Origin of the sequence: Haloarchaeobius sp. FL176 (assembly GCF_024609245.1) — an archaeon.
Classification (GTDB): domain Archaea; phylum Halobacteriota; class Halobacteria; order Halobacteriales; family Natrialbaceae; genus Haloarchaeobius.
Genome location: NZ_JANJYH010000003.1, coordinates 335,181 through 361,894, shown reverse-complemented (window position 1 = coordinate 361,894; position 26,714 = coordinate 335,181). Strand labels below are relative to the sequence as shown.

At 67.1% G+C, this 26,714-nt stretch carries 32 protein-coding genes; 16 read left to right on the top strand and 16 right to left on the bottom strand.

Annotated features, from left to right (window positions below; genetic code table 11):
* Positions 1-67 precede the first annotated feature (67 nt).
* Positions 68-1,822, top strand: coding sequence for a 2-oxoacid:acceptor oxidoreductase subunit alpha (locus tag NO978_RS08020; RefSeq protein WP_257299034.1), 1,755 nt, complete (start codon positions 68-70; stop codon positions 1,820-1,822).
* Positions 1,819-2,682, top strand: a complete 864-nt coding sequence (locus NO978_RS08015; RefSeq protein ID WP_257299033.1) for a 2-oxoacid:ferredoxin oxidoreductase subunit beta — start codon at positions 1,819-1,821, stop codon at positions 2,680-2,682. Before NO978_RS08020 ends, NO978_RS08015 begins: the two co-directional genes overlap by 4 nt.
* Positions 2,683-2,791: 109 nt before the next feature.
* On the opposite strand, the gene NO978_RS08010 is transcribed toward NO978_RS08015, so the two are convergent.
* The 4 genes from NO978_RS08010 to NO978_RS07995 form a co-directional block, all read right to left on the bottom strand.
* Complete coding sequence (locus NO978_RS08010) at positions 2,792-4,525, bottom strand: hypothetical protein (RefSeq protein WP_257299032.1); 1,734 nt, start codon at positions 4,523-4,525, stop codon at positions 2,792-2,794.
* 663 nt (positions 4,526-5,188) lie between these two features.
* A complete protein-coding gene (locus NO978_RS08005; protein WP_257299031.1) occupies positions 5,189-5,662 on the bottom strand; it encodes a hypothetical protein in 474 nt (157 codons plus the stop codon).
* An 82-nt stretch (positions 5,663-5,744) separates the two neighbouring features.
* Positions 5,745-6,401, bottom strand: a complete 657-nt coding sequence (locus NO978_RS08000; RefSeq protein WP_257299030.1) for a DUF6517 family protein — start codon at positions 6,399-6,401, stop codon at positions 5,745-5,747.
* Between the two features lie 49 nt (positions 6,402-6,450).
* A complete protein-coding gene (locus tag NO978_RS07995) occupies positions 6,451-7,083 on the bottom strand; it encodes a rubrerythrin family protein (RefSeq protein WP_257299028.1) in 633 nt (210 codons plus the stop codon).
* Between the two features lie 110 nt (positions 7,084-7,193).
* Between NO978_RS07995 and NO978_RS07990 the strand changes: the two genes are divergently transcribed.
* Both NO978_RS07990 and NO978_RS07985 read left to right on the top strand, forming a co-directional pair.
* Positions 7,194-8,354: a rhodanese-like domain-containing protein gene (locus NO978_RS07990; RefSeq protein ID WP_257299027.1), complete on the top strand. Its 1,161-nt coding sequence runs from the start codon at positions 7,194-7,196 to the stop codon at positions 8,352-8,354.
* 66 nt (positions 8,355-8,420) lie between these two features.
* Positions 8,421-9,287, top strand: coding sequence for an aminoglycoside N(3)-acetyltransferase (locus tag NO978_RS07985; RefSeq protein ID WP_257299026.1), 867 nt, complete (start codon positions 8,421-8,423; stop codon positions 9,285-9,287).
* Here NO978_RS07985 and NO978_RS07980 read toward each other — a convergent pair.
* Positions 9,284-9,622 carry a 2Fe-2S iron-sulfur cluster binding domain-containing protein gene (locus tag NO978_RS07980; RefSeq protein ID WP_257299025.1) on the bottom strand — a complete coding sequence of 113 codons (339 nt, stop codon included), beginning with the start codon at positions 9,620-9,622 and terminating at the stop codon, positions 9,284-9,286. The two genes, NO978_RS07985 and NO978_RS07980, sit on opposite strands and share 4 nt — an antisense overlap.
* A 109-nt stretch (positions 9,623-9,731) precedes the next feature.
* Here NO978_RS07980 and NO978_RS07975 point away from each other — a divergent pair, with 109 nt between their 5' ends.
* Positions 9,732-11,102 (top strand): geranylgeranyl reductase family protein, encoded by a 1,371-nt coding sequence (locus NO978_RS07975; protein ID WP_257299024.1) that lies wholly within the window; start codon positions 9,732-9,734, stop codon positions 11,100-11,102.
* Between the two features lie 5 nt (positions 11,103-11,107).
* Here NO978_RS07975 and NO978_RS07970 read toward each other — a convergent pair whose 3' ends face one another.
* From NO978_RS07970 to NO978_RS07950, 5 genes are all read right to left on the bottom strand, one after another.
* Complete coding sequence (locus NO978_RS07970) at positions 11,108-11,668, bottom strand: hypothetical protein (RefSeq protein WP_257299023.1); 561 nt, start codon at positions 11,666-11,668, stop codon at positions 11,108-11,110.
* Between the two features lie 215 nt (positions 11,669-11,883).
* Positions 11,884-12,312, bottom strand: a complete 429-nt coding sequence (locus NO978_RS07965) for a hypothetical protein (protein ID WP_257299022.1) — start codon at positions 12,310-12,312, stop codon at positions 11,884-11,886.
* A 73-nt stretch (positions 12,313-12,385) separates the two neighbouring features.
* On the bottom strand, positions 12,386-12,826 hold the full coding sequence (locus NO978_RS07960) for a hypothetical protein (protein ID WP_257299021.1): 441 nt from the start codon (positions 12,824-12,826) through the stop codon (positions 12,386-12,388).
* Positions 12,827-12,907: 81 nt separating this feature from the next.
* Positions 12,908-14,179, bottom strand: coding sequence for an amidohydrolase (locus tag NO978_RS07955; RefSeq protein WP_257299020.1), 1,272 nt, complete (start codon positions 14,177-14,179; stop codon positions 12,908-12,910).
* Between the two features lie 219 nt (positions 14,180-14,398).
* Positions 14,399-14,731 (bottom strand): uS10/mL48 family ribosomal protein, encoded by a 333-nt coding sequence (locus tag NO978_RS07950; protein ID WP_257299019.1) that lies wholly within the window; start codon positions 14,729-14,731, stop codon positions 14,399-14,401.
* Positions 14,732-14,832: 101 nt separating this feature from the next.
* Here NO978_RS07950 and NO978_RS07945 point away from each other — a divergent pair, with 101 nt between their 5' ends.
* Positions 14,833-15,279: a bis(5'-nucleosyl)-tetraphosphatase gene (locus tag NO978_RS07945; protein ID WP_257299018.1), complete on the top strand. Its 447-nt coding sequence runs from the start codon at positions 14,833-14,835 to the stop codon at positions 15,277-15,279.
* 87 nt (positions 15,280-15,366) lie between these two features.
* Here the strand turns inward: NO978_RS07945 and NO978_RS07940 are convergent, their stop codons facing one another.
* Complete coding sequence (locus NO978_RS07940) at positions 15,367-16,272, bottom strand: alpha/beta fold hydrolase (RefSeq protein WP_257299017.1); 906 nt, start codon at positions 16,270-16,272, stop codon at positions 15,367-15,369.
* 85 nt (positions 16,273-16,357) lie between these two features.
* Here NO978_RS07940 and NO978_RS07935 point away from each other — a divergent pair, with 85 nt between their 5' ends.
* Positions 16,358-17,002: a helix-turn-helix domain-containing protein gene (locus tag NO978_RS07935; RefSeq protein ID WP_257299016.1), complete on the top strand. Its 645-nt coding sequence runs from the start codon at positions 16,358-16,360 to the stop codon at positions 17,000-17,002.
* 37 nt (positions 17,003-17,039) lie between these two features.
* Here NO978_RS07935 and NO978_RS07930 read toward each other — a convergent pair whose 3' ends face one another.
* Complete coding sequence (locus NO978_RS07930) at positions 17,040-17,657, bottom strand: HAD family hydrolase (protein WP_257299015.1); 618 nt, start codon at positions 17,655-17,657, stop codon at positions 17,040-17,042.
* A gap of 137 nt (positions 17,658-17,794) precedes the next feature.
* On the opposite strand from NO978_RS07930, the gene NO978_RS07925 reads away from it, so the two are divergent.
* The 3 genes from NO978_RS07925 (at position 17,795) to NO978_RS07915 (ending at position 20,038) form a co-directional block, all read left to right on the top strand.
* The gene (locus NO978_RS07925) at positions 17,795-18,856 is read left to right on the top strand and encodes a DUF5787 family protein (protein ID WP_257299014.1); all 1,062 of its coding nucleotides are present in this window, start codon (positions 17,795-17,797) and stop codon (positions 18,854-18,856) included.
* A gap of 133 nt (positions 18,857-18,989) precedes the next feature.
* Positions 18,990-19,331 carry a glutaredoxin gene (locus NO978_RS07920; RefSeq protein WP_257299013.1) on the top strand — a complete coding sequence of 114 codons (342 nt, stop codon included), beginning with the start codon at positions 18,990-18,992 and terminating at the stop codon, positions 19,329-19,331.
* A gap of 116 nt (positions 19,332-19,447) precedes the next feature.
* Positions 19,448-20,038 (top strand): hypothetical protein, encoded by a 591-nt coding sequence (locus tag NO978_RS07915; RefSeq protein ID WP_257299012.1) that lies wholly within the window; start codon positions 19,448-19,450, stop codon positions 20,036-20,038.
* A 37-nt stretch (positions 20,039-20,075) separates the two neighbouring features.
* Here NO978_RS07915 and NO978_RS07910 read toward each other — a convergent pair whose 3' ends face one another.
* Entirely contained in the window at positions 20,076-21,272 is a 1,197-nt protein-coding gene (locus NO978_RS07910; RefSeq protein ID WP_257299011.1) for a DUF6498-containing protein, read from the bottom strand.
* Between the two features lie 143 nt (positions 21,273-21,415).
* Here NO978_RS07910 and NO978_RS07905 point away from each other — a divergent pair, with 143 nt between their 5' ends.
* The 4 genes from NO978_RS07905 to NO978_RS07890 all read left to right on the top strand — a co-directional run bounded on the left by NO978_RS07905 (position 21,416) and on the right by NO978_RS07890 (position 23,818).
* Complete coding sequence (locus NO978_RS07905) at positions 21,416-22,246, top strand: aldo/keto reductase (protein WP_369684121.1); 831 nt, start codon at positions 21,416-21,418, stop codon at positions 22,244-22,246.
* 55 nt (positions 22,247-22,301) lie between these two features.
* Positions 22,302-23,024 (top strand): hypothetical protein, encoded by a 723-nt coding sequence (locus NO978_RS07900; RefSeq protein WP_257299010.1) that lies wholly within the window; start codon positions 22,302-22,304, stop codon positions 23,022-23,024.
* 155 nt (positions 23,025-23,179) lie between these two features.
* On the top strand, positions 23,180-23,371 hold the full coding sequence (locus NO978_RS07895) for a hypothetical protein (protein WP_257299009.1): 192 nt from the start codon (positions 23,180-23,182) through the stop codon (positions 23,369-23,371).
* Between the two features lie 57 nt (positions 23,372-23,428).
* On the top strand, positions 23,429-23,818 hold the full coding sequence (locus tag NO978_RS07890) for a hypothetical protein (RefSeq protein WP_257299008.1): 390 nt from the start codon (positions 23,429-23,431) through the stop codon (positions 23,816-23,818).
* Here the strand turns inward: NO978_RS07890 and NO978_RS07885 are convergent.
* From NO978_RS07885 to NO978_RS07875, 3 genes are all read right to left on the bottom strand, one after another.
* Entirely contained in the window at positions 23,815-24,135 is a 321-nt protein-coding gene (locus NO978_RS07885; protein WP_257299007.1) for a transcription factor S, read from the bottom strand. The two genes, NO978_RS07890 and NO978_RS07885, sit on opposite strands and share 4 nt — an antisense overlap.
* An 87-nt stretch (positions 24,136-24,222) precedes the next feature.
* Complete coding sequence (locus NO978_RS07880) at positions 24,223-24,855, bottom strand: DsbA family protein (protein WP_257299006.1); 633 nt, start codon at positions 24,853-24,855, stop codon at positions 24,223-24,225.
* A gap of 91 nt (positions 24,856-24,946) precedes the next feature.
* Positions 24,947-25,216 carry a hypothetical protein gene (locus NO978_RS07875; protein ID WP_257299005.1) on the bottom strand — a complete coding sequence of 90 codons (270 nt, stop codon included), beginning with the start codon at positions 25,214-25,216 and terminating at the stop codon, positions 24,947-24,949.
* 91 nt (positions 25,217-25,307) lie between these two features.
* Between NO978_RS07875 and NO978_RS07870 the strand changes: the two genes are divergently transcribed.
* Both NO978_RS07870 and NO978_RS07865 read left to right on the top strand, forming a co-directional pair.
* Complete coding sequence (locus tag NO978_RS07870; protein ID WP_257299004.1) at positions 25,308-25,814, top strand: DUF5797 family protein; 507 nt, start codon at positions 25,308-25,310, stop codon at positions 25,812-25,814.
* Positions 25,815-25,830: 16 nt separating this feature from the next.
* Positions 25,831-26,649 carry a hypothetical protein gene (locus tag NO978_RS07865; RefSeq protein ID WP_257299003.1) on the top strand — a complete coding sequence of 273 codons (819 nt, stop codon included), beginning with the start codon at positions 25,831-25,833 and terminating at the stop codon, positions 26,647-26,649.
* Positions 26,650-26,714: the final 65 nt, after the last annotated feature.

Sequence of the window (26,714 nt, the reverse complement as noted above, 5' to 3'; positions counted from 1 at the left end):
CGCCCTCGGCCCGTCGTCGGGTGTTTCAGAAGCCTTTTGCTCCCACGCTCGGTAGCCTCAACACAACATGGCCGAGGACCTAAACTGGGCTATCGGTGGCGAAGCCGGCGACGGTATCGACTCCACCGGTAAGATATTCGCCCAGGCCCTCTCACGGGCCGGACGGCACGTATTCACCTCGAAAGACTTCGCGTCGCGTATCCGTGGCGGTTACACCGCCTACAAGATCCGCACGTCGACCGACCAGGTCCAGAGCGTCGTCGACCGCCTGGACATTCTGGTCGCACTGACACAGCGAACCATCGACGAGAACCTCGACGAACTCCACGACGAGTCCGCAGTCATCTACGACGGCGAGCGCTCCTGGGAGGCCGAGTACCCCGACCACATCACCGGGGTCGACGTCCCCCTCAAATCGCTCGCTGAGGAGGCCGGCGGCGCCATCATGCGCAACATCGTCGCGCTCGGGGCCGCCTGCGAGATCACGAACTTCTCCATCGAGAACCTCGACGAGGCCCTCGAGAAGCGCTTCGGCGCCAAGGGCGAGAAGATCGTGGAGAACAACAAGAAGGCCGCCCGACTCGGACAGGAGTACGTCGCCGAGAACTACGACCTCGACGTCGACTACGACATCGACGAGACGGACAACGACTACGTCCTGCTCAACGGCGACGAGGCCATCGGGATGGGCGCACTCGCCGCCGGCTGCCGCTTCTACGCCGGCTACCCGATCACGCCCGCGACGGACGTGATGGAGTACCTCACCGGCCGCATCGACGAGTTCGGCGGGCACGTCGTCCAGGCCGAGGACGAGCTCTCCGCGATCAACCTCGCGCTCGGCGCGGCACGCGCCGGCGCGCGCTCGATGACCGCGACCTCCGGACCGGGCATCGACCTGATGACCGAGACGTTCGGCCTCGTCGCGACCAGCGAGACGCCGCTGGTCATCGTCGACGTGATGCGCTCGGGCCCCTCGACGGGGATGCCGACGAAGCAGGAGCAGGGCGACCTCAACATGACCCTGTACGGCGGCCACGGCGAGATTCCGCGGTTCGTCGTCGCCCCGACGAGCATCGACGAGTGCTTCTGGAAGACCGTCGAAGCGTTCAACTACGCCGAGAAGTACCAGACGCCGGTCTACCTCGTCGCCGACCTCGCACTCGCCGTCACCGAGCAGACGTTCCCGCCGGAGACGTTCGACATGGACGAGGTCGAGGTCGACCGCGGCAAGGTCGTCGACGACGACACCGTCGACGAGTGGCTCGACGAGGAGGGCCGCTTCCGTGCCCACGCGAACACCGAGGACGGTGTCTCGCCGCGTGCGTTCCCCGGCACCATCGACGGTGCCCACATGTCCACCGGCCTCGAGCACGACGAGCTCGGCCGCCGGACCGAGGACACGGACGTCCGCATCGAGCAGGTCGACAAGCGCAACCGCAAGGTCGACACCGCGCGCGACCAGGAGAACTGGGACTACCGCGAGTTCGGCAACCCCGACGCCGACAACCTCGTCATCTCCTGGGGCTCGAACGAGGGCGCGATGGTGGAAGCCATCGACCTCCTCGAGGACCGTGGCGTCGACGTGCGGTTCCTCTCGGTGCCGTACATCTTCCCACGCCCCGATCTGACCGAGGATATCGAGGGCGCCGAGAAGACGATCGTCGTCGAGTGTAACGCGACGGGACAGTTCGCGGACCTCATCGAGCACGACGTGCTCCAGCGCGTCGACCGCATCAACAAGTACAACGGCGTCCGCTTCAAGGCGGACGAGCTGGCTGACGACATCGAGGCGACCCTCAAGACGGAGGCGAAAGCACAATGAGCTCAGACGTACGTTTCACCGACTTCAAGTCCGACAAGCAGCCGACCTGGTGTCCGGGGTGCGGTGACTTCGGCACGATGAACGGCATGATGAAGGCGCTGGCGAACACGGGCAACGACCCCGACAACACGTTCGTCGTCGCCGGCATCGGCTGTTCCGGCAAGATCGGCACCTACATGCACAGCTACGCGCTCCACGGCGTCCACGGGCGCGCACTCCCCGTCGGAACCGGCGTCAAGCTCGCCAACCCCGACCTCGAAGTGATGGTCGCGGGCGGCGACGGCGACGGCTACTCCATCGGCGCGGGTCACTTCGTCCACGCCGTCCGACGGAACGTCGACCTGACCTACGTCGTCATGGACAACCGCATCTACGGGCTGACGAAGGGCCAGGCCTCGCCGACCTCGCGGGAAGACTTCGAGACGAGCACCACCCCCGAGGGGCCGCAGCAGCCCCCGGTCAACCCGCTCGCGCTCGCCCTCGCTTCCGGCGCGACGTTCATCGCGCAGTCGTTCTCCAGCGACGCGCTCCGGCACGCCGAGATCATCGAGCAGGCCATCGAGCACGACGGCTTCGGCTTCGTCAACGTGTTCAGCCCGTGCGTGACGTTCAACGACGTCGACACGTACGACTACTTCCGCGACTCGCTGGTCGACCTGAAGGAGGCCGACCACGACCCGCACGACTACGACGACGCCAAGGAGAAAATTCTTGAGGGCGACAAGGAGTACATGGGCGTCCTCTGGCAGGATGAAGAGAGCGTCCCGTACCACCAGACCCACGGCGTCACCGAGGACATGACCGAAATCCCCGACGGTGCCGCCGACGGGACGATGGACCTGGTCCGGGAGTTCTACTAACGACCTTTTTCTTCGTCGGGTTCGCCGATTTTTCACGCCTCAACCCATTATTTATCGCGTCTACTGACGCCGTAGCGATCGGGCCCTTCAGGGCGGTCAGTCGGCCATTTCACTGCCTCCAAGTTGCAATTGTGCTGAGGCTCGATCCAAATCCAGCCTCCTCTTCGAACCGGACCTCAAAGTCATCTGCTGAATATTCAGCGGGTGCTTCGTGAATCTCCCAGCCACTCACTTCACCTTGTTCGTCGATATCACCCTCTACGGGGGTATACCAGTTCTCTCGAATTTCTCCGAGGTACCTGTCCGCACCAACAATATTGTCGTCGATGCATATGTCGAAGTCACCGGTCGACGGCGTGGTTACGTAATCTTTGGTCTCATCTCGCTTCGTGAATCTAACTCGGAATGCGACGAACTGGTTGCCGTCTTCGGGTTCCATCTCGACCTCTTCACTGTCCCAGTTGTTGTATCCCGTGATTGTCTCTTGCGTACGAATGTCCCTTACGATTATGTTTGCATTATTTTGCGATTTTAGTTGCTCTCCGAGGGAGAGCGTCGCCTCCTCGTGGGAAACTTGCCATTCCTGATCAAACGGTTGGAACCGGTAGGTGAACTCTCCATTCAGCACTGCAAAATTCGCCACTGTAATTTCTGTCGACTCACCTGGTTGTAGCTCTTGCTGAACCACACCACTCATCGGCCGGTCAGTTTCTATATTGGCATTACCCGATGCCGTTCCAAGCTGCTCCCACTCATCGCCTCCGGATTGAATCACGCCCCTGAGTGTGCCAGGGCTGTCGCCTTCGTTCGCGACCGAGAACATTATTTCATAATCCTGTCCCAAGGGTGTCGTCTCCGGGACCCCAATCGAATTGAGCGTCATGTTTGGGAGTTGCCGGGCTTCACCTTCTGGTGAAGCAGTCCAAACTCGTTCTGGGAGGGTTTCGGTTGCGTCCGCTTGCCCCGTGATTTCAATCGTGCCACGGGCGGTTTCCTGAGGTACCAGCGCGATGTAGTAGCCGCTTACCGATTCGCTAGGGTTGATTTCTGGTAGTTCGCCATTGTAGAACCGACTCTCCGACCGGCCGAGTACGGCATCAGGCAATCCCTCTCCAGATCCATACCATTCCGCGTCTCGAATCCCGATTGTTCCAGCGTCGGCCGAGACCACTGCTGTTCCTCGGTTCTCTGCTGTAATCGAGACGATTGCTAGCATGTGCCGCGAAGGAGCCATGAATGCTCCTACCTCCTCAGAAGTTGAAAGGCCAGAAACCCGGTCGATTGGGTGAAAAACCGATTCCTGAATGCTAACGTCTGTTATAGCGACTTGGAGGCTATTACCGATGGCGAACGTAGTACCCACAGAGCCAGTCATTGGCTCCGGCCGGACAGTTACTGTGGAATCAGCATCCGCGAGCGTGAACTCATAATCGTTGACCAAATCGAAGGCCGGCATAGTAATCGTCGCTTCACCAGTCTCTCCTGGTGCGACTGATTCGATTGTTACCGGTTCCTCGACCGCCGGCTCATTCTCCGGTTCTTCATCGTTCAAAGACGATGATAAGAGCTGGATGGTGTCCTCGTATGTTCCGGTTTCACCACCTGTATTCGTCGCTGAAACCGTGAGTCTGAATTCTGACTCTACTGTTACAGTTTCAGGTGAAGAGAGTGAAATGTCCTCAAACGATGGGGGGCCAGTCCGGCCATTCGTCGTCGTTTCTTCTGCATTGCCCGTCTGGCCATTTTTCTTTTCGTCTCCTCCTCCAAGGAGCATACTACATCCTGCAATTGCACTCGTAAGTCCAGCACTTCCTATCAAAACCAATTGGCGCCTACGCATCATGTCAAATAACTAATCGAGAGATGAAATAATTGTTGGCCAAATAACATAGTTTGGGAGCACACAACACATGTAAGAAATTACCTTTTTTGAAATTGATATTCGGGGTTTGTTGCGCATTGAAATATATGTATCTTCTTCGAATGTTTCAGGAATTCTAACACTACTACGTAAGTTAGGGAAGCGCATTGTCATCCCCGAACATTCATTGAGTAGCTGGGCGCAACGTCGTGACGTTTAGCACACCTAATTCGAAGTGCCTTGCATGCGCCCGCACTTTTTCAAGGTAATTCCTCACGCAACTGTACAACAGCGACGCGCAGTGGGTCGCCTCCTTCTACGGGAAGCGACCGGAGAAGATCGAGCGGTACGCGACACGTGTCCGAACACGGGCGACGGAGATCCGGGAGCAGGTCAGCGAGCGCGGGCTCGACTGAGCTACTCCTCGTCGCTGTGTTCGATGCTCTCGACGAGGTCGAGGACGTTGTCGCGTTCGTCGGGGGCCGGGTCGGGTGGCCGCCGATGGCCACGACGTAGTCGTCGCCTCGTTGGCGAACGGCTTGGAGCCCCGCGAGCCAGCTTCGCTCGCGTGAACATCTTCGAATGCTGTTCGGCCAACGTGTCGTCACGTTCCCGTCCGGTCAGCGTCACCGTCGGTTCGGCGGCTCAGGCGTGGAGCACGTCGACCTCGACCGAGCCGTCGTCGGCCGCCGTGACCCAGACCGAGTCGTCGAGCGAGTCGACCGAGACGGTGCTGGTTGTCTCCGCGCCGTCGCCGTCCGTGCTGGTGACGGTGTACTCGCCGGTGCTCGCCCAGACCTCGTCGTACTCCCGTGCGCTGCACCCGTCGACCGTCGCGGCGGCGTCGAGAACTCGGCTTCCGTCGGCCGTCCTGACCTCGACGGTCAGCTCGACCGCGCCGTCGTTCGCCCGGTTGCGGAGGGTCACGTCGGCGAACTCGCTCGCCATCGCGTCGCCGGCGTCGGCGACGAGGGCGTCGTCGTTGCAGTCGCCGCCATCGCCGAGGATCGAGGCACAGCCGGCCAATCCGGCGAGGGCTGCCGTCCCGCTAGCCGCGAGGAGGCGTCGGCGCGAGAGCGGTTGGGTCGAGTCGTCATCGTTCGTCGTGGCTCTCACCATGGCTACGGATTCAGGTGGGTTGTTCAAGAAGGGTGACGCACCGTTTCAGCGTCGGAAAATCAGGCCGGCAACTCCTTCCGGTTCACTCCTCGTCGCTGTGTTCGATGCTCTCGATGAGGTCGAGGATGTTGTCGCGTTCGTCGGGGAGCCGGGTCGGGTGGCCGCCGATGGCCACGACGTAGTCGTCCCCGTGCTTGACAACGGAGACGTAGACGTTCACCTCGACCTCGCGGCCGGCGAAGTTCGTCGTCGTGGTGAACACGGCGACGTCGGTCTGCTCGCCGAGCATCGTGGCCTGCAGGGTGTCAGTGCGTTCGGCGCCCGAGAGGTCGCCGTAGGACGTCTCGTACTGGCCGACGAGTTCGGTGAGCACCTCGCCTTCGCTCACGTTCGCGATGGGGTTCTGCGGTTCGCCCACCACGTCGACCTCGTGGGTCGAGACGACCGCGAACACCCCTACGGTCTCGTCGATGAACTCGTCCTGCTTCTCGTACCGCGCGAGCCAGTTCTCGACGACGACGGTCCGATTGCCGAGGTCTTCGCTGGTCCGTTCGATGACCTCCTGCTCGACGGAGCGCTCCGTGTAGCCCGTTCCGTCGTCGCCGAGTGCGCTGTCGGCGACGGTCGCCTGTTCGGCGCTGTAGGTCAGCGGCTCCTCGCCGGTGATGAAGCCGATACAGCCGGCACCGGTCAGCAGGAAGGTCACGGCGAAAACCATCGCGAGGCGTCTCGAAGCCATGCTTCGTCCCTCGCCACCTCCAGCAATCAAGGTTCCGGCCTTCGGGGACTCAACAGATGGGTTTCGGGTCGACGCCCATCTCGGTGAGCGAGTCGGCGTAGTCGTCGTAGGCGAGCTGGACGACGTACTCCGCGACCGCCTCGGCGCGCTCCCAGTCGGCGTCGTCCTCGCAGACCGAGTCGAGAAGGTCGAGGCCCGCCGAGAGGGACTCCTCGGTCTCGCTCCGGAGGTCGCGGAACAGGTCAGCCTTCGCCGCGTCCGCTTCGTTGACGAAGAAGCTGACGACCTGGAGGTGCGTCCGGAGGCTGACGAGGCCACGGCCGACGAGGCCCGCGGCAGCGCGTTCGACGGTGTCGTCGCGGTCGCGGAGGTAGGCGTGCATCGGGCCGACGCTCTCGGGTTCGACGGCCTCACCGAGGGCGTCGACGACGCGGTCGTAGTGCTCTGCCTCCTGTGCGGCCACGTCCGCGAACACCGCGCTCGCCTCGTCGTCGGACTCGTCGGCGGCCCACGATTCGAACGTCTCGCGCGCGAGGAACTCGCTGAAGGCGGCGGCTCGGAGGACGGCCTCCTCGGAGAGGGCCGCGTCGGTCAGCGCGATGAGCAGCTTCGAGGAGCCGAGTCGGTCGAGCTCGGTGGCTTTGGCGGCCTCGACTGACTCGCGGAAGGCGGTTGCGTCCATGCCTGACGTGTCGGCCGGTGGTCGCTTCAACGTTGTCCCACACCGGCCGTTCCGGCGGACCGAGCGGTCTACGCACGGTTTTTATCCTCCCGCCGGGCGTACGGTGGGGTATGAGTGTCCCATCCGAAGCCGACGACGCGCCGCCGTCGGTCTCCCCGCGAGCCCTCGACGAGCTGCTCCGGTCGGGCGAGCCGTTCACGCTGCTCGACGTCCGCGACCGCGACGAGTTCGAGGCGTGGCACGTCGACGGTCCCGGGGTCAGCGCGGTGCAGGTTCCCCACGTGAAGTTCGTGCAGGCACAGGTCACCGGCGACGTGGACTCGCTCGTCGGCGAGGACCCGGCCGAGCCCATCGTCGCGGTCTGTGGCCACGGCGAGGCGAGCGCGCACGCCGCCGAACTCCTCGTCGAGGCGGGCCACGACGCCCGGAACCTCGCCGGCGGGATGGACGCCTGGGCGCGTCTGCTCGTCGCCCGCGATGTCGAGGCTGCGTCGGGCACCGTCGTCCAGTACGACCGTCCCTCGAGCGGCTGTCTCTCCTACATGGTCGTCGACGGCGGGGAGGCGGCCGTCGTGGACCCACTCCGGGCGTTCGCCGACCGCTACGTCGCCGACGCGAACGAGCGCGGCGCGGACCTCCGCTACGCCATCGACACCCACGTTCACGCCGACCACGTCTCCGGCGTTCGGGCCGTCGCCACCGTGAGCGACGCCGAGCCCGTCCTCCCCGAGCTGGCCAGGGAGCGCGGCCTCGCGTACGACGTGCGCCCGCTGGCCGACGGCGAGACACTCACCGTCGGCGGCACCGACATCGAGGCCGTCGCGACCCCGGGCCACACGACCGAGATGACGACGCTCGCAGCCAGTGGCGTCCTGTTCACCGGCGACGGGCTGTTCGTCGACACCGTCGCCCGGCCGGACCTGGAGGAGGGCGACGAGGGTGCGGCCGAGCTGGCGGCCGAGCTCTACGACTCTCTCCAGGAAGGGTTGCTCAGGTTTCCCGACTCGATGGTCGTCGCCCCAGGCCACCGCGACGACGGGACGCCGCGAGCCGAGGACGGGACCGTCACCGCGACGCTCGGGACGGTGCGCGACCGCGTCGAGGCGCTCTCGCTCGGGCGCGACGAGTTCGTCGACTACGTGCTCGCGGCGCTGCCACCACAACCCAACGAGTACGAGCGAATCATCGAGACGAACCTCGGCCGCGAAACGCTGGACGACGAGGACGCCTTCGCGGTCGAGCTGGGGCCGAACAACTGCGCGGCGCGGTAGTGTGTGAACGAACCGCACGGCTGCTGAAGACTTTTACCGAGCGCCCATCGACTCCACGGCAAGCAGATGAGCGACGTGGAGCCCGACGCGATGAGCGACGAACCGATCACCGTCGAGCGGCTGGTCTCGGACCTGCGCGAGCTGGGGCTGTCGGCGGGCGACACCGTCTTCGTCCACAGTTCGCTGTCGGCGCTCGGCTGGGTCTGTGGCGGCCCGGCCGCGGTCGTGGACGCCCTCCAGCAGACCGTCAGCGCGGAGGGGACGCTGGTGCTGCCGACGTTCACAGGCGACTACTCCGACCCGGGTGGCTGGCAGGACCCGCCGGTCCCGGACGAGTGGGAGCCGACCATCCGCGAGACGATGCCGGCGTTCCGGCCCGGGTCGACGCCGTGTCCACGGATCGGAGCCATCCCGAACACGTTCCGGTCGTACCCCGGCGTCGTCCGGAGCGACCACCCCGTCGTCTCGTTCGCCGCGTGGGGTGCCGACGCCGAGGCGATCGTCCTCCCGCACCCGGACGACGAGCCGCTCGGTGAGGGAACGCCGCTCGCACGGCTCTACGACCACGACGCGTCGGTGCTCATGCTCGGCACCGACTACGAGACGGCCACTTCCTGCCACCTCGCGGAGTACCGCGGCGAGTTCCCGAAAGAGCACGAGACCGGTGGCGGCCCGGCCATCCGCGACGGCGAGCGGGTCTGGCTGGAGTTCGACGACGTTGCGCTCGACACGGCCGACTTCCCCGCCGTCGGCGAGGCGTTCGAACGCGAGCGGCCCGACGCAGTGGCCGTCGAGCAGGTCGGGGTGGCGGAGTCGCGGCTCGTCGACCAGCGCGCGCTCGTCGACTTCGCGGCGTCGTGGTTCGGCGAGAACAGGCCGGAATCGCTGGAGCAGGCTGATGAGGGCGCAGCGGCGCCCGCGGCCGAGGACTAGTCGTCGCCCGCGGCGGCCTCGCTCGACTCCGTGGCCACCGCGCCGTCGTCCTCGATGCTCGGCGGATACTTCCCGCGGTCGAGCTTCAGGTCCGAGACCGGGCGTGCCATGCAGGTCAGCGCGTAGTTCTCGCGCTCCTCCTCGGTGAGCCCGCGGGCGGCCGGCTGGGTCACGTCCCCCTCGACGATCTCGGCGGAGCAGGCCAGACACATCCCGACCCGGCAGGAGAACTCCTGTGCGATGCCCTCCTCGATGCATCGCTTCAGGATGGTCTGCTTGTCGGAGACGGTGATGGACTCACCGGTCCCCACGAACTCGACGGTGTAGTCGGTCATAGCTTCGGCTACAGCGGTTCCGGACTAAACTCTTTATCCTTTTCTGAGGCCAGCGAGGCGACAGAAATGGGAGTAAAACGTTTTTTCCCTGCGGCCGCGACGGGTGAACATGACAAGCCACGAGTTCGACGTCGTCGTCGCCGGTGCGGGGACGTCGGGGTGCTACGCGGCGGCGACAATCGCCCGAGAGGGATACGATGTCGTCATCGTCGAGCGCAAGGACGAGGAGGAAGCCGGGCACATCGCCTGCGGGGACGCACTCAAGGGCGCGGACGCGTTCCCCGAGGCCATTCCGAAGGAGAAGCTCGAACCGGCATTCACCAACACGGGTGTCGACCACGGGCGCTTCGAGATCCCCCAGGAGGACACGGTACTGGAGATTCCGGTGCCGGGCGAGCTGGCGGTCATCGACCGCTGGGAGTACGGCCGCTGTGTCATCGAGGGCGCGGAGGAGGCCGGTGCGACGTTCCACTACGACACCGTCATCCAGGACGTGAGACAGGACGACGACGGCGTCATCACCGGCCTCACGGCGAACCGGAAGGGCGACCCCGTCGAGTACGAGGCCGACATCGTCATCGACGGCGCGGGCTCGCTCTCGCTGCTGCAGGACAAGGTCGACTTCGCCGACGCGACGTTCGACACCAACGTCAACTACTCGCAGTTCTGCTCGGCCTACCGCGAGATCGTCCACGTCGAGGAGCCCGTCGAGTGGGACGACGCGCTGGTGTTCAAGCCGACCGACCGCGCCGCGGGCTACCTCTGGTACTTCCCGCGCACCGACACGGAGATCAACGCCGGCCTCGGCTTCCAGATGACCGAGGAGCCGATGGAGCTCGTCGACGACCTGAAGCAGGACCTCCGGAACCGCGAGGAGTTCGAGGGTGCGGAGGTAGAGGACAAGCTCGGTGCCGCCCTCCCGACCCGCCGACCCTACGACTCCGCGGTCGCGCCGGGCTACATGGCTGTCGGCGACGCGGCCGGCCACGTCAACCCGACTACGGGCGGTGGCATCGCTGGCGCGGCCTACGCGGGCAAGTACGCCGGCGAGCAGGCCATCGAGGCCATCGAGCAGGGCGACGTGAGCGAGGAGCTGCTCTGGGAGTACAACGAGCGCGTCATGGAGCACTTCGGCGCGCGCTACGCCGCCCTCGACGTGTACAACATCCTGTCGACAGCGGTCGACGTCGACGACCTGATGGGGCTGCTCGCCTCGCTTCCGGGCGAGAAGCTCGCGGAGGCGCTGTACGAGGGGAGCACCGAGATGAGCACGCTGTTCAAGGCCAAACTCGCCGTCAAGAGCTTCGGCTACTGGCGGAACATCCTCCAGTTCTACCGGACGAAGCAGTGTGCCGACGACCTGCTGGACCACTACGAGCACTACCCGAGCAGCCCCGGCGAGTTAGAGCTGTGGCAGTCCAAGCGCGACTCGCTGATGGAGGCCGTCTACGAGACGACCGGCGCGGAGCCGAAGTACTGAGCCGGTCAGTCGTCCGTTACCGCCAGTTCGAACCCGAACTCCTCGTTCGATTCCACCAACGACAGCCGGTCGACGAACCGGTACTCGCCGGTCGGGACACAGCCGGACCGATTCGACCACAGCCACATCTCGTTACTCCACGACTCGCCGGGCGCGAGTCGAACGTTCGTGTCGCAGTTATCGGACGCCAGCGGTCGGTCTCCGGTGCGTTGCCAGCATTCGCCCTCGAACCTTGCGCTCGGAAGTGTGAGCAGGTAGGTCCGGCCGGTGTCGAACACGATGGGGTCCAGCACCGACCGGCACGACAAGTCGAACGACCGCACCTCGTCGCCGTCGTTCCGGACCTCGACGCGGATTTCTACGGTCCGGTCGCTCGTGACGCGGCTGTGCATCAGTTCGACATTGACCGACGCCATCGGGGCCGACACCGAGTCGACGTGGGTGACCCGGACGGTCCGCGGGAGTGCTTCTGGCCCGGGACCGGACGACGCCGAGAGTGACGAGAGACAGCCACCGAGTGCCGCCGTCCCGGCCGTCGTCAGGAGCACCTCGCGACGGGAGGGCATGTGTCTCCAGTGGTACTAGCCTGCAAAAGAAGTTCACGTGGCCGTGGCGGCCGGCTGCCCCCGCGACGGGCCCTCCCGCGACCTCCTCCGGACTGCCGCTCCATCGTCCTCGACGGCCGTTCGCCCGTCGTTGGTCTCGAACGCGTACCGCTCACCGCCAGCCCGGCGACCGTCGACAGGTTGGCCGCGAGCATGACTCCGGCGAGGTCGCCGACCTATCGAGAGCCGGTCCCGATCTTCGTCGCGGGCTCGTCGCTGATGTCGGCGCTCTCGATGTCCGGCGAGAACGCGTCACCGCTCATCGCGAGTCCGACGAACGCGCCCCCGTTGGCGACGAACGCGACGATGCTCCCGCCACCACCGGTCGTGACGATACTCCAGATGTTGATCGCCGCTGCGAGCGCGAACAGCACCATCCCGACCGGGCGTGACCAGGTCCGCATCTGGAACAGGGCGCCGGCGAGGAGCATCCGAAGCAGGCCGAACAGGATCATCGCCCCGCCGACTACGACGACGACTGCCGAGTCGAACGATGCGCCGATGATGAACAGCAGGCCGCTGTCGATGAGCGTCCAGAACCCCCCGATGGCCGCGACGAACGCTGCGAACGTCACTGTCGTCGGCCGGTACGTCGGTCTCGCCATGCATAGTAGTTGGACTAATGAAATAAAAAAGTCTGTCCTAAAATTATTGGGTTCGCTGGAGTAGGATGCCGACTCAGCGGTAGCCGGTGCCGATATCGGTGGCGTGCATCTCGGAGGTGTCGGTGCGGCCGGTGTCGAACGCCTCGTCGGCCGTGAGCAGGCCGACCGTAGCGAAGCCGTTGGCGAGACAGAGCACCAGCGGGACGATGCTCACACCGACCGTGACGAGCGCGTAGCCGAGGGCGAGCGTCCACGCGAAGTGGAGCAACACACCCGGGGCGCGGGCCCAGCTGTAATGCTGGTGGGCAGCGGTCGTGACGAACGTCTGCAGGAAGCCGGCGGCCAGGGCGACCACGGCGAGCGTCCACGCGCCGTGGGTCGCGACGAACCCTTTCCCGGGGTCCACTCCGAACGGGCCGAGTACGAGTCCGACGACCACCAGAACGGACGCCGTGAGCGCCCCCACGAGGACCGCCGTCGAGAGGCCGACGGTTCGAACAGCTGTTTCTGACATTAATTTTGTACAGCACGCGGGAATCAAATAACACTTTCGGATAGCTATTCGAGAAAGAATGTGGGAAAATAACTCGCTGCGTCAGGGGCGCTCGTCGGCGATGGCCTCGATGGCCCCGGCGAGCACGTCGACACCGATGGGGAGGGAGTCCTCGTCCACGTCGAACGTCGCGGTGTGGTGGCCGCCGGGGTGGTCCGTGCCGACGCAGACGTACGCCGCGAGACCGCCGCGTCGCTGGACTGCCTGCATGAGGAACGTCGCGTCCTCACTCCCACCGAGGGCGTCGCGGTCGACCACGCGTTCCACGTCGGCGTTCCCGCCAGCGATGTGGCCCACGATGTCGACGAGTTCGTCGTCGCTCCGCGCGGAGGGAGCCTCGCCGGCGACGCTGGTCTCGGACTCGCAGCCGTGCATCGCCGCCGCGTTCTCGATGACGCGGTGGGCGCGCTCGTCCATGTAGTCCTTGAGCTTCGTCGTCACGCCGCGGACCTCGCACTCCATGGCGGCCGCCTCGGCGACGATGTTCGTCGCGTTCCCGGCCTCGAGCCGCCCGACGTTGACCCGCGTCGCGCCGTCTGAGTGCCGCGGTATCGCGTAGAGGTTCTGGATGGCGCTGGCGACCGCCTGCACCGCGTTCTCGCCCTCCTCCGGCTTCGCGCCGGCGTGGGCTGGCTCGCCCGTGAACCGGACGTCGATGTGCTTCACCGCGAGGAACTCGTCGATGCCACAGACGACCTCGCCGGTCGGGTGGTCCAGCCCGAGATGCAGCGCGAGCAGGTAGTCCACGTCGTCGAGATGCCCCGACTTCGCCATCGCCTTCCCGCCGCCGACGACCTCCTCGGCCGGCTGGAAGAACACCTTCAGCGTCCCCGCGAAGTCGCTCTCCTTCACGGCCTCCAGCACGCCGAGGCCGATCGTCGCGTGGCCGTCGTGCCCGCAGGCGTGCATCGCACCGGTCTCCGAGCGGAAGCCCTCCGTGGCCGGCTCGTGCGCCTCGTCCGTGGACTCCTCGCGCGGGAGACCGTCGATGTCGACCCGCAGGCCGACTGTCGGCCCCGCGCCCTGCTCGACGACCGCGACCGCCCCCGTGTGCCCGCCCCGGAGCTGTTCGAGGACTCCCTCGTCCGCACCGGCGTCCACTGCCCGGTCGTACCACGATTCGAGCTCCGCCTCGGGCGGCACTGCCATCCGCTCGTCCGTGTTCAGTGCGTCCGGGCCGACGTGGAGCTCGTCGACGCCGATGACCTCCAGCTCTTCGACGATGCGCGCGGTCGTCCAGTACTCGCGCCACGCCGGCTCCGGCTGGCGATGGAACGCCCGCCGCAACGCGACGAGTCTGTCTCTGTCTACCATGTCCGGGGCGACGCGCCCGAGGCACTTAACCGCGGAGTTGCCGCCGTGTGTTTCCGGCTGTGGCGTCGCTGGTCTCGACTCGGGAGTGTCCAGCCACTGTGAACGAGAGCGTGGGCGCGGCTGTCCCTCGGAATCGTCGAGAGAGCAGCAACAGCCGCGCTCGGCCGGACGCCTCGCGGTCCGGAACCGCAGTGAGATAAAACCGGGAGCGGAGACCGGTTACGAGCCCTGCGACCGGATCTGTTCGACCTCGGCGGCGACGTGGACGGAGTCGGGGAACGCCGAGCCGGCGGCGATGGTGTGTGCGAGGTCGTCGTGGCCGACGATCTCGATCTCGCGCCTGTAGACGGTGTAGTTCCAGGCGTCGAACTGGGCGGCGGTGTCGTCGGTCGGCTGTTTGTACTGCGGCACGCGGAGACGCTCCGGTGGAGCGGAGTGCGGGCCTTTCATCTCCGCACCCTTCCGGGAGACGCGCTCGCGGATGTCCTCGACGACGCTGTCGAGGGCGGCGCGGTCCCCGCTCTGGAGTGTGAGGCGTGTGACGAAGCTCATGGTCGTATAGGAACTGGTCGCGGCTGAGGGTGAAAAACCCATTGAGACGTGTCGCCGGCCGTCCGATATTCTCTTAACTGGTGACGCTTTACAAGGTGGTAATGGCAGTCGAAGCTACGAGCGCAGGTGCCATCCTCTTTCGCGACACGCGGGGCCGGCGCGAGTACCTTCTGCTAAAGAGCCGCCCTGGTGACTGGGAGTTCCCGAAGGGCGGTGTCGAGGGAGACGAAGAACTCCAGCAGACGGCTATTCGAGAAGTGAAAGAGGAAGCAGGCATCCACGACTTCCGTCTCATCGACGGATTTAGAGAAGAGTACGACTACGTCTTCGAGGCGGGTGGCGATACCATCCACAAGACGGTTCACCTGTTCATCGCCCGGTCGTTCGAGGCCAGCGCGGAGCTCTCGACCGAGCACCGCGACCTCCAGTGGCGGGACTACGAACAGGCGTTCAACACCGTCACGCAGGACGGTCCACGCGAAATCCTCGAAGACGCCCACGAGTTCCTGAACGAACTCGAAGCAGAGAAAGAAGCCGGCGACGACTAGTCGCCACCGGCTCCGCGAGCCGTCTCGCAATCGTCTCTCCCATTCTACCCCTCCAGCGACGGCCAAGTACCTCGCGACGGTCAGTGCTTACCCGTGACAGGCGTCGAGCAGCGCCCCCCGGAACTCGACCAGTGCGGTCGCGTGGTCGGCGTCGACGACGGTCAGCTCGGCGTCGGCGGCGTCCGCGACCCGCCGAGCGTCTGCAACGGGCACGTTCGCGTCGCGGTCGCCGTGCCAGCAGTGCAGCGGCACCGAGAGCTCGGCGGGCTGGACGGGCCAGGCGTGCCCGAGGAGGCGCGTTTCGTTGACCAGGCCCGTCCGCTGCGGGCCCACGCCGACGACGAAGTCCCGGCGGAACGTCTCCGCCTGGCTCTCGGACAGCGCGGCCGCGCCCTCGCTGTCGGTGTACTGCGAGACCACCACCGACGGGGAGCCACGGTCGGCGACCCAGGACTGTCCGCGGACGAGGCCGGACAGGAGGCGTGGCGTCCGGGTCGCCAGCGTCTCGAGCAGCCGCTGGACGGCTGGCTGCTCGGTCCGGAGCGACGGCGGTGCGACACCGGAGACGCTGTGGACCGCCTCGATGCGGTCGGGGTGGCGACCGGCCAGTGCGACCGCGACGGCCGCACCGCCGGAGAACCCGACGACCGGCGCGCGTTCGACGCCGGCGTGGTCGAGGACCGCGACGAGGTCGTCCGCGATGTCCGCGACGGTGACGTCCGGTGCGGGGTCCGAGTCGCCGTAGCCGGGGCGGTCCGGAGCGACGATGCGACAGTCCCGCTCGTGCGCCGCGTCGTCGAACAGCCGGCCGAGCACGCGCGAGCCGGGTGTGCCGTGGAGGAACACCAGGGGCGTGCCGTCCGTGGCTCCGTACTCCGCGTAGGTGACGGTGCGGCCGTCTGCGGTGGTGGCGGTGGCGGGTCCATCAGGTCTCGTGCCGGCGCTCCCGGCGTCGGTCGGCGGCGCGTCCTGCAGGTCCGGCGAAGTGCTCATACGAACACGTTCCCGCCGCGGCGGAGAGGCAGTTTGGCCGCATGGATGCGGCGTTTTAAATACTGTCGGCGTGCACCGTCCGTCCGTGCGACGCGTCACCTTCGCGGTCGACTACCCGCCGTCGCTGGCGCACCCGATGCATCGCCAGCTCGACGAGAGCCCGGTCTCGCGCGCGGAGCTACTGATGTGGGGACCGATGGACACGGTGACGACGCTGGCCTGGTACGGGGGAGAGCCCGATGCGGTCCGGTCGCTGCTCGACGCGGTCGGGAGCAGCACCGCCGTCGACCTCGTCACGGGCGACGGCGGCACCTACGCGTTCGTCCACCAGACGGAGTACGAACTCGGCGCGCCGGTGCTCGACCTCGTCGCCGATTCGGGCGTCGTCTTCCTGCCGCCGGTGACGTTCGAGCCGGGCGGTCGTGCCCGCTTCGAGGCCGTCGGGGAGAGCGAGTTCCTCGCGGCGTTCCACGCCGACCTGCGCGAGCACGTCGACGCGACCGTCGAGCGTGTCGCCGACTTCCGGCGGTGGACGACGCCCGCGGTCGACGTGACCGCGCGCCAGCGGGAGGCGCTCGCGGCGGCCGTCGCGGTTGGCTACTACGAGGTGCCGAGAACGGGGAGCGTCGCGGACGTGGCGGCCGAACTCGGCTGTGCGGGGAGCACCGCGGGCGAGCTCCTCCGGAAGGCCGAGGCGGCGCTCGTGCGGGGCTTCGTCGATGCCGGATAGTGGGTCTGTCCCGGGGCGACGAGCTATCGACCGACCGTTAGTTCTCGGCCAGAACCTCGGGCAGCTCGGCGAGCGTCGATATCGTGACGTCGGGCTCGCGGAACGGCGTCTCGTCGTCCTCGTTCTCGACCCAGACCGACGTCATCCCGAGAGACTCGCCCATCATGAGGTCCTCGTTGTACTCGTCGCTGACGAACGCGACCGGCTCGTCGCCATCGGGCAGGCACTCGACGTAGCCCCGCGGATGGGGTTTCGCGCGCTGGATCTCCGAGGAGACGACGAGTTCGTCGAAGCAGTCGAGGACGCCGTGCTCGGAGAGCACCGTCTCGACCCACGGGCGCGCCATGTTGCCGAAGAGGACGAGCGTGTGCTCGGCCGCGAGCGTCTCGAGGACAGCGACGTGTTCCGCGGGGAACTCGGGGTCGAGCCACGTCTGCTCGACGTACTCCCGACACGCGTCCTCGGACGCGCCCGCGAGCGTCGAGAGGAGGTCGACGTACCCGTCCGTGGTCTGGACGAAGCCGTTGCGGAACGCGAGGTAGGCGATCCAGCCCGGGTAGGGGTCCGCTTCGGGGTCGGCACCCAGCAGGTGCGCGTGCTCGCGTTCGTCGCCGTTTTGCACGATGACGCCGCCGTAGTCGAGGACGAGATGCATGGGACTCTTCTGGATTTTGTGTGCAGGCTTCAATCTATCGAAGGAATCACCGTCGACGTCCGGTACGCCCGGCCGAAGCCCCTCCCATCCGCCGCCGACCCGTAACGGCTTCGGCACTCGAACGCACAGGCACGAGCATGCTCCCCGGCGAGGACACCGAGTTCGCGTTCGAGCTGCGGGTCTGTCGCTGGGCCGAGCGAGCGTGGGAGCCCGCCCGCGACGACTCGGTCGTCGTCGTCGCGCGCCAGCTCGGCATCCAGGACCGGCGCTGGGACACCCTCGTTCTGGAGTGCGACCCCGAGGGCCTGCGCCAGCGGGCGAGGTTCGGACTGGACGCGCTCGACTCGGACCTCCTCCACGTGGTCCGGCACGCGCCCGAAGACTGGACCTACTACCGCGACGCGCTCCCCCACCCGGGCTACCCGTGGCGGTACGTCCGCGAGGCACTACACCGGGCCGCGGACCGCGGCATCGTCGAGACACGCAAGAACGGCAACCGGATCGAGTGCCGCCGGAAGTGGCCCTACCCGGACTGGTGCCGGCGCATCGTCGCCATCGAGAACAAGCCGGACCTCGACGCGAGCGCGGCGGACGCACTCGTCTCGCAGCTGGAGTACGACGTGGCGCTCTCGCTCGCCGACGAGGCCTGGGTGGCGACCCGCGCAACCGACGGGGCCGTCGAACCCGTGCTGTTCGAGGACCTGCCGGTGCAGGCCGGCATCGTCACCCTCGAGACGGACAACGCCGGTAGCGAGGACACCGGAACCGTCGCCTGGCACGCCCGCTCGCTGGCCGTCGCGGACCCCGGTACCCGCATCCTGGAGCGACCCGCCGGCTCCGCGTTCGACGCCTCCGCCGCGCGGTTCGAGTACGCCGACCCTCCGTGGAAGGCGGGGAAGCGCCGCGAGATCGCCGAGCGCGCCTACGCCCGCGGCTGGCGCTCCTACGTCGAGACGATGCGCCCGGACTGCCGGCACTACAGACCACGCGCGGACGGCGCGGTCCTGCCCTGGTGTGACGCGAAATCCCGCTGTCAGACCGCCGGCGAGTGCTCGGGGGGGTGTTCCGAGTTCGAGCCCGAACCGCCTGCGTGGCGGACCAAGGGGTGGCCCATCGAAGGCGGTCCGGGGGCCGCGACGAAGCGGTTCCTGGCACGGCGTCGGCGTCGCCGACGGCCGGGGACGGACGAGGCCGACTGAATCACTGGACAGGGCGGCGGTTCGGCTGCCGGCGGGCGCGAGTCTCGGCCTGCGAGCGCGGTGTCACCGCTGTCGAGCGCACGCGCACCCGCTGACGCAACTTCTTTCCGAGCGCCACCCCTACAGGACTGTAATGACATTCGACCCGAACCAGAGTCTTCCACAGGAGGAGGTCGACGAGCGCGTACAGACGGCCATCGATGAGAACGAGGTCGTCCTGTTCATGAAGGGTACGGAGATGATGCCCCAGTGTGGTTACTCGGAGCGTGCCCTCGGACTCATCGGCCAGTACCGCGAGGAGTTCGAGACGGTCGACACGCTCGAGTCGCTCGAGGAGTTCCGCGGTGCACTCGCGGACCACTCCGGCTGGGAGACCATCCCGCAGACGTTCGTGAACGGGGAGTTCGTCGGCGGTAGCGACGTCCTCGCGGAGCTCGACGAGCGCGACGAGCTCGAAGCCGAGCTCGCCGGCTGAGCCACAGAGTTTAACCGACGAACAGTCGGAAACAAACAGCAGGTCATTTAAGCGCAACGCCCCTACTAGGAACTGAGCGAACGGCCAGCGGACACGTCGTCACACCCCCATTTACCATGTCAGCAGAAAACTCCGGTCAGGTATTCAGGCTCCATTCGACACTGGAACTCCCCCTCGAAGACGTTCGGGAGTTCCTCTCGAGCGATCCGGAGCTTCCAGACGGCATCGAATCCGTAGACATCACCAGACGCAACAACACCCTCATCCTCAAGGCCATCTCGGCCGACAAATCGGTAAGCAAGTACACGCCGACCGCCCAGCTGAAAGCCAGCGTCACCGAGAACCGGGTGTACGAGGAGGAACCCGAGGACCAGCACCGCGGCCCGCGCTGGGGCGACGACGAGGACGAAGAGGAGGAGATTCCCTCCGAACTCGTCGAGTTCGCTGCGTTCAAGGGCGACCGCGAGACGGTGCTGCAGAACTCGCTGCTCCAGTACGAGATGTTCCTCGTGCTGTGTGCCATCGCCCGCGAGGCCGAGAAGGGGACGCTGACCGCCATCACGGCCCGCGACAAAGACCTCGACGCGACCCGCATCGTCGACGGCGAGGACCGCCCGGCCTCCATCGAGGTCGTCGAGGGGCGCTCCGAGGGCCAGGCCGCCAACAGCGGCGTCAACTGGCGGGACAACAAGTTCATTAGCGACTGAGTCGTTCTCCGCCGACAGTGCCGGAAGCGTCTTCTCGTCAGCGTCTGACAGTCGCCAGCACCTGCTCCGTGTCGTCAAGGAACACCAGCCGAGCGTCGGCACCATCGCGACGCTGGAGCCGGAGTACGCCGGTGCCGTAGCCGAACCGGTGCCCGAGCAGGCCGTCGCTGGTCCGGGTGTCGACGATGTCGTGCGTCGGGACGAACCACTGGGGCGTGTCGAGCAACCGGTCGTAGGCGAGGACACCCTCGTCGTAGATGCGGTACTCGAGGTGGCCGAACAGCAGCTCCTGTTCGACGACGCGTGCGAGGACTGCGACCGCGAGCACGGCGACGCCCAGCGCGACGGCCTCAAGGGTGCCGAGGAAGGCCCAGGTGAAGAACGCTCCCCCGAAGACCACCAGCCCGGACGGTGGCATGACCGCGGACACGAGCCCGAGGCCGACCGCCCGGAGACGGACCGCGGTGCGGTCGGTCCGGACACGGGCGGCGGGGTTGCCAGCCGGGACGTGGACGGACGCTTCGGGCGCTGATTCCTGGGTGCGTTCCGCGAGACGCGAGAGCAGCGGGACCGAGTCGCGCGTGGCGAGGAGCCCACCGACGTCGAGGAGAAGTTTCACCGCGACGACGACGCCGAAGACGAGGCTCGTCCCGGCGACAGTCGCTGTCCCGGGTGGGTTCGCGAACGCGCCCGCGGCCAGAATCAGGGCGACGAGGCCGATGATTCGCCTCTGGGGGATGGCCGCGTGGACGGGCCGGTCGTCGTACCGGCCACGCCGGACCGCGGTGGCGAGCTCTACCGCGTTGGACACGACGATGCCAGCGAGTGCGACTGCGACCGTCGGAGCGCTCCCGGGGGCGAGCAACCGGTCGGGGCCGACGATGGAGAGCCCGATGCCCCCCAGCGGCCAGACGAGGAGGACGAGCCAGAGCGCTTCCACGGCTGCCGGGACGTTCCGGGGATAGAGCGGTCCGAGCGCGTCGTGCAGGACGACACCGCCGCGCTTGTCGGCGAGCTCCTCGAACGGCGACAAGCCTCCGGTCTCGGCGGCGGGCGGACGGCCCGCGAACAGACCCTCGATGCCCCCGTGGGCGACGAGGACACCGGTTTCGAGCCAGTACAGGACGAGGACCGTCGAGACGGTCCAGTCGAGCGCGAGGACGCCGACGACTGGAAGCGCGTTCGCGACGAGGAGGGCTGCGAGCGGCCGTCGGTTCGAACGAGGGTGGGGCATGGGTGATGAGGTGCTGTGACCGCGTCGTCTCCAGTCTCGTGTCGTCCCACACGTGTTTTTTGCATCGATGTCACGACGGCACGGGGGACGCCCTCGCCGCATCCACAACCCATTTCCACGTCACACGCCTCGTACCGGACACGATGTCTCAGGACTCACTCACACCCGATAGCGTCCCTACCGCCGATGGAATGCCGATACTCGGCCTCGGCACCTGGGAGAACGAGGACCACGAGCAGTGCGCCGACAGCGTCGCGACGGCTCTGGAGATGGGCTACCGCCACATCGACACCGCCCAGGCCTACGGCAACGAGGCCGCCGTCGGCGACGGCATCGCGCAGGCCGACGTCGACCGCGAGGATATCTTCCTCGCGACGAAGGTCTGGATCAGCGAGCTCGCGCACGACGACGTGCTTTCGAGCACCGAGGAGAGCCTGGAGAAGCTCGGCGTCGACTACGTGGACCTGCTGTACGTCCACTGGCCGGCGGGCGAGTACGACTCCGAGGGCACGCTCTCGGCGCTGGACCAGCTCGTCGACGAGGGGAAAGTCGAGAACGTCGGCGTCTCGAACTTCGAGCCCGAGCACGTCGACGAGGCTATCGACACCCTCGACGCCCCGCTGTTCGCGAACCAGTTCGAATGTCACCCGCTGCTCCCGCAGGAGGAACTGCGCGCCCACTGCGAGGACGCCGGCGTGAACGTCGTCGCGTACTCACCCCTGGCCCGCGGGAAGGTGTTCGACGTGCCCGAGCTCCAGCGCATCGCCGAGAAACACGACGCCAGCGCGGCCGCGGTCAGCCTCGCCTGGCTCCGCGAGAAGGGCGTCACGACCATCCCGAAGGCGACGAGCGAGGACCACATCCGCGACAACTGGGGGTCGCTCACGGTCGAACTCGACGACGAGGACGTCGCAGCCATCGACGCTATCGACGAGCGCGAGCGCAAGGTCGACCCCAGCTTCGGGCCCTGGTAGCTGTCGCCCGGTGCCAGCCGAAAAGTAAAACGCTACGGGGCCGAACGCAGGTGATATGGCCGGGTTCGTCGGGGCAGTGGGCGTCGACCTGAAGCGACTGCACGAGACCTGGATGGAGCTGTTCTTTCCGCGGCAACGCGGCGCGGACCGGTCCGTCCTGGGCAAGTGGAAACCGGAGACGACGAGCGGCACGCTCGCGTACAACGGCTGGGCGGTCGTCGGCGCGCTCGCCGTCGTGCTCGTCTACCCGTTCGCGCTGGCCGGCGTCGTCGCCCGGTACAACGCGTACCGGCTGGACGACCTCGCCGGCGCGCTGGGGGCTGTCGGGACCGTGCTCCTCGTCGCGCTGCTCTGGGGTGCGCTCTCGGCGGCCGCGTGGGTTCGGTTCACGTTCACGGGCTTCCTCGCCGTCGTCGCCGCGGCCGGCGTCGCCACCCTCTCGACCGCGCTCGCGCTCGGGTTCTCCCGCGTCGGCGGCCGCGGCACGACGGTCGCGCTCGCGTACCCGTTCGCAACGACCGCCGTCTTCCTTCCGCCCGTGGTCGCCGCGTTCTACTCGCCCGCGCTCGGCGAGCTGGTGTTCGCCGAGAGCGAGTCGCTCGCGATCTGGTTCCTCGACAACGTGTTCGCCGTCGGCGGTATCAACGAGTACCTGCGCACCGAGTACGACCTGACGGGCGTCGCCTACGTGCTGCTCTGGCTCGGTGTCTCGGTGCCCGTCGGCTGGGCGCTCGGCGTGCTCGTGACGCTCGCGAACCTGGTCCGGCCGACGGAGTAGGCGTCGGTCGGCGCGCTCGCGGCGTTTTGGGTCCCCATTGTCGCACACCAGCGGCCGGGGGCTCCCTGGCTGTCCCGACCGTTACAGTGACCGACACGCCAACGACGATTGCGTGCTTCGTACTGATTATCTACCTCCAGCCCCCAGAACCGGGTATGGAACTCGACCAGACGAAGACCGCCGCAGCCTTCATCGCGCTCGTCGCAGTCGGTACAGTCGCGCTCGTGGTCGCGCCGATGATGACGACGGATACGGTCCTGATGATGGTCACACCGTCGATGCTCGTGTTCGGCCTCATCTGCCTGGCCATCGGCGTGGCCCACGGAGAGTACCGGGCGACGCACTGATACACGAACCGCCGCCGGAACGAAACCCATTCCTCGCACCCCGCCGACACTCCAGCTATGAGCGACGCCACCGAAGCCACGGGACTCCCAATCGCGCCCGAGACCGTCGGGCGCGCGTTCGCCGCGCTGTCGGGACTGCTCGGACTGGTCTTTCTCGTGACGCCGATCACGTCGGACCTCGGGTCGCGGCTGGACCCTGCCGGTGTCGTCCCGGTGGTGTACGGGCTGGCCGTCGGCTTCGGGCTCTGTCTCGTCGCAATCAGCTGGGTGGGCCGGGACGGACGGCGGCCGCTCGCGACGGTCGCGCCGGCGCTGCTGGCGATTTCGCTCCTCGTCCTCGGGCCGGGGCTGGGCTACCCGTTGAGCGCGTTCAACTGGGCGGGGCTGTTGCTCGCCTCGGTGGTGTTCGCCGGGCTCGGTGCGCTGTGGACGCTCGTGTACGGCTAGTGGTCGTCCTCCCGCCACTTGTGTTCGCACTCGGTGCAGATGAAGAAGCGCGTCTCCGACTCGTCCGCCGAGCGGATCTGCTGCATGTACCAGTAGGCCTCGTCGTTGTCACACTTCGGGCAGTGGGACTCCGTCGTCGGCAGGCCCTTGTTCTCGGCGTCGGAGACGTCGACGACCTCGGACTCCTCCTGACCCTGCGTGGTCACCATCGCCTGTTCGGCCTGGGCGTCGCGGGCCTTCGAGAAGCCACAGCTCCCACAGACCCACTCGTCGCCCTCCGTCTTCATCATTGAACCGCATTCGTCACAGAACTCCATCGTACCCGTCCGTTCGCCGGCGAACGGACTTAAGCGACCCGCTTGTCCGGCCACCCGACCAGTCTCCGCTATCCTCGCCGGACTCGCTCAGACGCCCTCGACGAGCCGTTCGAGCTGTTCGGGCGGCACCGCACCGCGGGCCTGGTGGCCATCGGAGACGAACGTCGGCACGCCGGTGACGCCGGCGGCCTTCGCGGCCGCGAAATCCTCGGCGAGTGCGTCGCGGTTCGCGTCGTCCGAGAGCGCGGTTTCGACCACGCGCTCGTCGAGCCCGACGCCTCGGGCCACGTCGGCGAGGACGTCCGCGTCACCGATGTCGCGGCCGTCGCGCCAGAGCGCCGCGAGCAACGCCTCGTCGAGCGCGCGCCAGGTTTCGTAGGACTCGTGCTCCTGTACGTACCGCGAGAACAGCTGTGCCCGGAACGAGTCGACGTCGCGGGAGACGTCGACGCTCATCTCGACGCCGTACTTCTCCTGGAGGCGCTCGACGCCCTCCCTGGCGCGCTCGTAGTACGCCTCGTCTTTCCCGTCGTCCACGCTCAGGTCGAGCTCGCCGTCGGGGCCACGCTGGGCGGCCCGGAGGTCGAACGGATGCCACTCGACCCGGAGTGGCTCTTCGCGGGTGTCCTGATAGAGCGACAGCGCGTGGCGTCCGAGGTAACAGAACGGACAGACGTAGTCGGCGTAGACCGTCACCGTGTCGGCGTGCTCGCGTGTCATGGACTGCGCTACGGGCCCGACGGTGAAAAACGAGAGCCAACCGTGCGTGGCTTGCGGACGACCGCGCCCGGCACCCGAGTTCGAGCGAGCCCTACCGCTCGTTGCCGTCGGTGTCGGTGCCGGGCGCACGGACCTCCTCGACCGCCACACCGAGTGCGTCCTCCAGCTCGAGCAGCAGGTCCTCCGGCGTCCGGAACGCGTCGCTGTCGGTCTCCGAGACGAGCGCCCCGAGATTGGTCTCGTCCTCGGCGACCACGAGCGTCACGTCATCGAGGTCCGCCGCGGCGTCGTGCCGGAGCACCGGGTAGGTGAGGTCGTCGAGTGCGGCCTCGAGCTGTGCGTACTCCACACGCCGTGTCATGTGTGCTCGTTCGACGCCCGCCCCCTTGAGGATGGTGTCGAAGCAGTGGGAGACAGAACGCCCAAATAGCGGCTGACCGTAGCGGCTCCCAATGACCATCTCGGAGGAGGCGCGCGAGCGTCTGGCCGACATCGTCGAGCTCCAGCCGACGAAGAACGGCGAGCTACAGGAGCGCTGGGGGATGGAGAGCGGGAGCGAGGTCCACGGCTTCCTCGAAAGCGAGCTGAAGGAGTACTACTTCCGAGACGACAACAGCCTCATCAGGGCGACCGAGGAGGCCGCCGAACTCGTCGACGTCGAGCCGGGCGTCACCGCCGGCGACGACCCCGGTGGCACGCCGAGTGCCGTCCGTGTGCCCGCGCTCCAGGCGGCCATCCTCGACAGTCTCGCCGGGCCGGACGAAGACGGCCAGAGCGTCGTCAGCGTGCTGCGGACGCTGCGCGAGACCGCGGACCTCGACCCGGACGTGGACGAGGTGCGCGACGCGCTCCAGTCCCTCCGCCGCAAGGACGTCGTCGAGGTCGTCTACACGACGGTGCCGACGTTCCGCCTCGCCGTCGCCCGCGACGAGTTCGAGGTCACGGTGAACGACTCGTGACCACTCCGGGCCCGCGATGACCGTCGTCTGCTGTGGCATCGGTGCCGACACCACCAACGTCGAGCTGCGGGACTCCAGGGTCCCGACGGTCGGCCCGGACGGCGAGTTCGAGTACCTGCCGATTCCGGAGAAGACCCGCGAAACGAGCGAGGACCGGCCGTACGGCGACCGACCGCTGCGCTACGGGGACGGGACGATGGCCGACCTGCTCGCCAGACTGGTCCCCGACCCCGGCGGCGACGCGGACGCGGTCACCGACCCGGACGCCGTCGCGGCGTATCCGCCCCACGACGACCCGAACCTCCACGCGCTGACCTACGGCGAGCACCGGCCGGGCTACGTGAACCGGCTGGCCGCGCTGGAGCCCGGCGGGGACGACGCAGTGGGCTTCTACGCCGGACTGGAGGGCGAAGACGGGCGGCTGCACCGGTACCTCGTCGGCTGGTTCCGCGTCTCACGGGTGACGGTCGTCGAGGCCGACGACGACCCGGAGACGAAGCGGGAGAAGCTGGTCCGGCACCCGGACAACGCCCACGCGAAGCGCGCCGTGGACGGCCGGCCGTACCGCGATGACCGCCGCGTCGTGCTGCTGGACGGGGACGAGGGCGGGCTGTTCGAGCGAGCCGGAAGGCCGATGAGTACGTTCGCGGCGTTCGACGGCGACCGGCGAGGCTACTTTCTGGACGACGAGTTCGTCCGCGAGTTCGCGGTCGCGAAGCCCGCGCACGACCCGGAGTCGACGGCCCGGGCAGACAAGGCCGGCGTGGTCCGGAAACCCGCCATCGTCTGTGCGCTGGACGCCGAGACGTTCCGGCAGCGCGCGACGGAGTGGTGAACGCGGGAGTCGTTCCGTGCGGACCTGCACGAGGTGGCCGACCTCCTGGACGACCCCGAGCGACC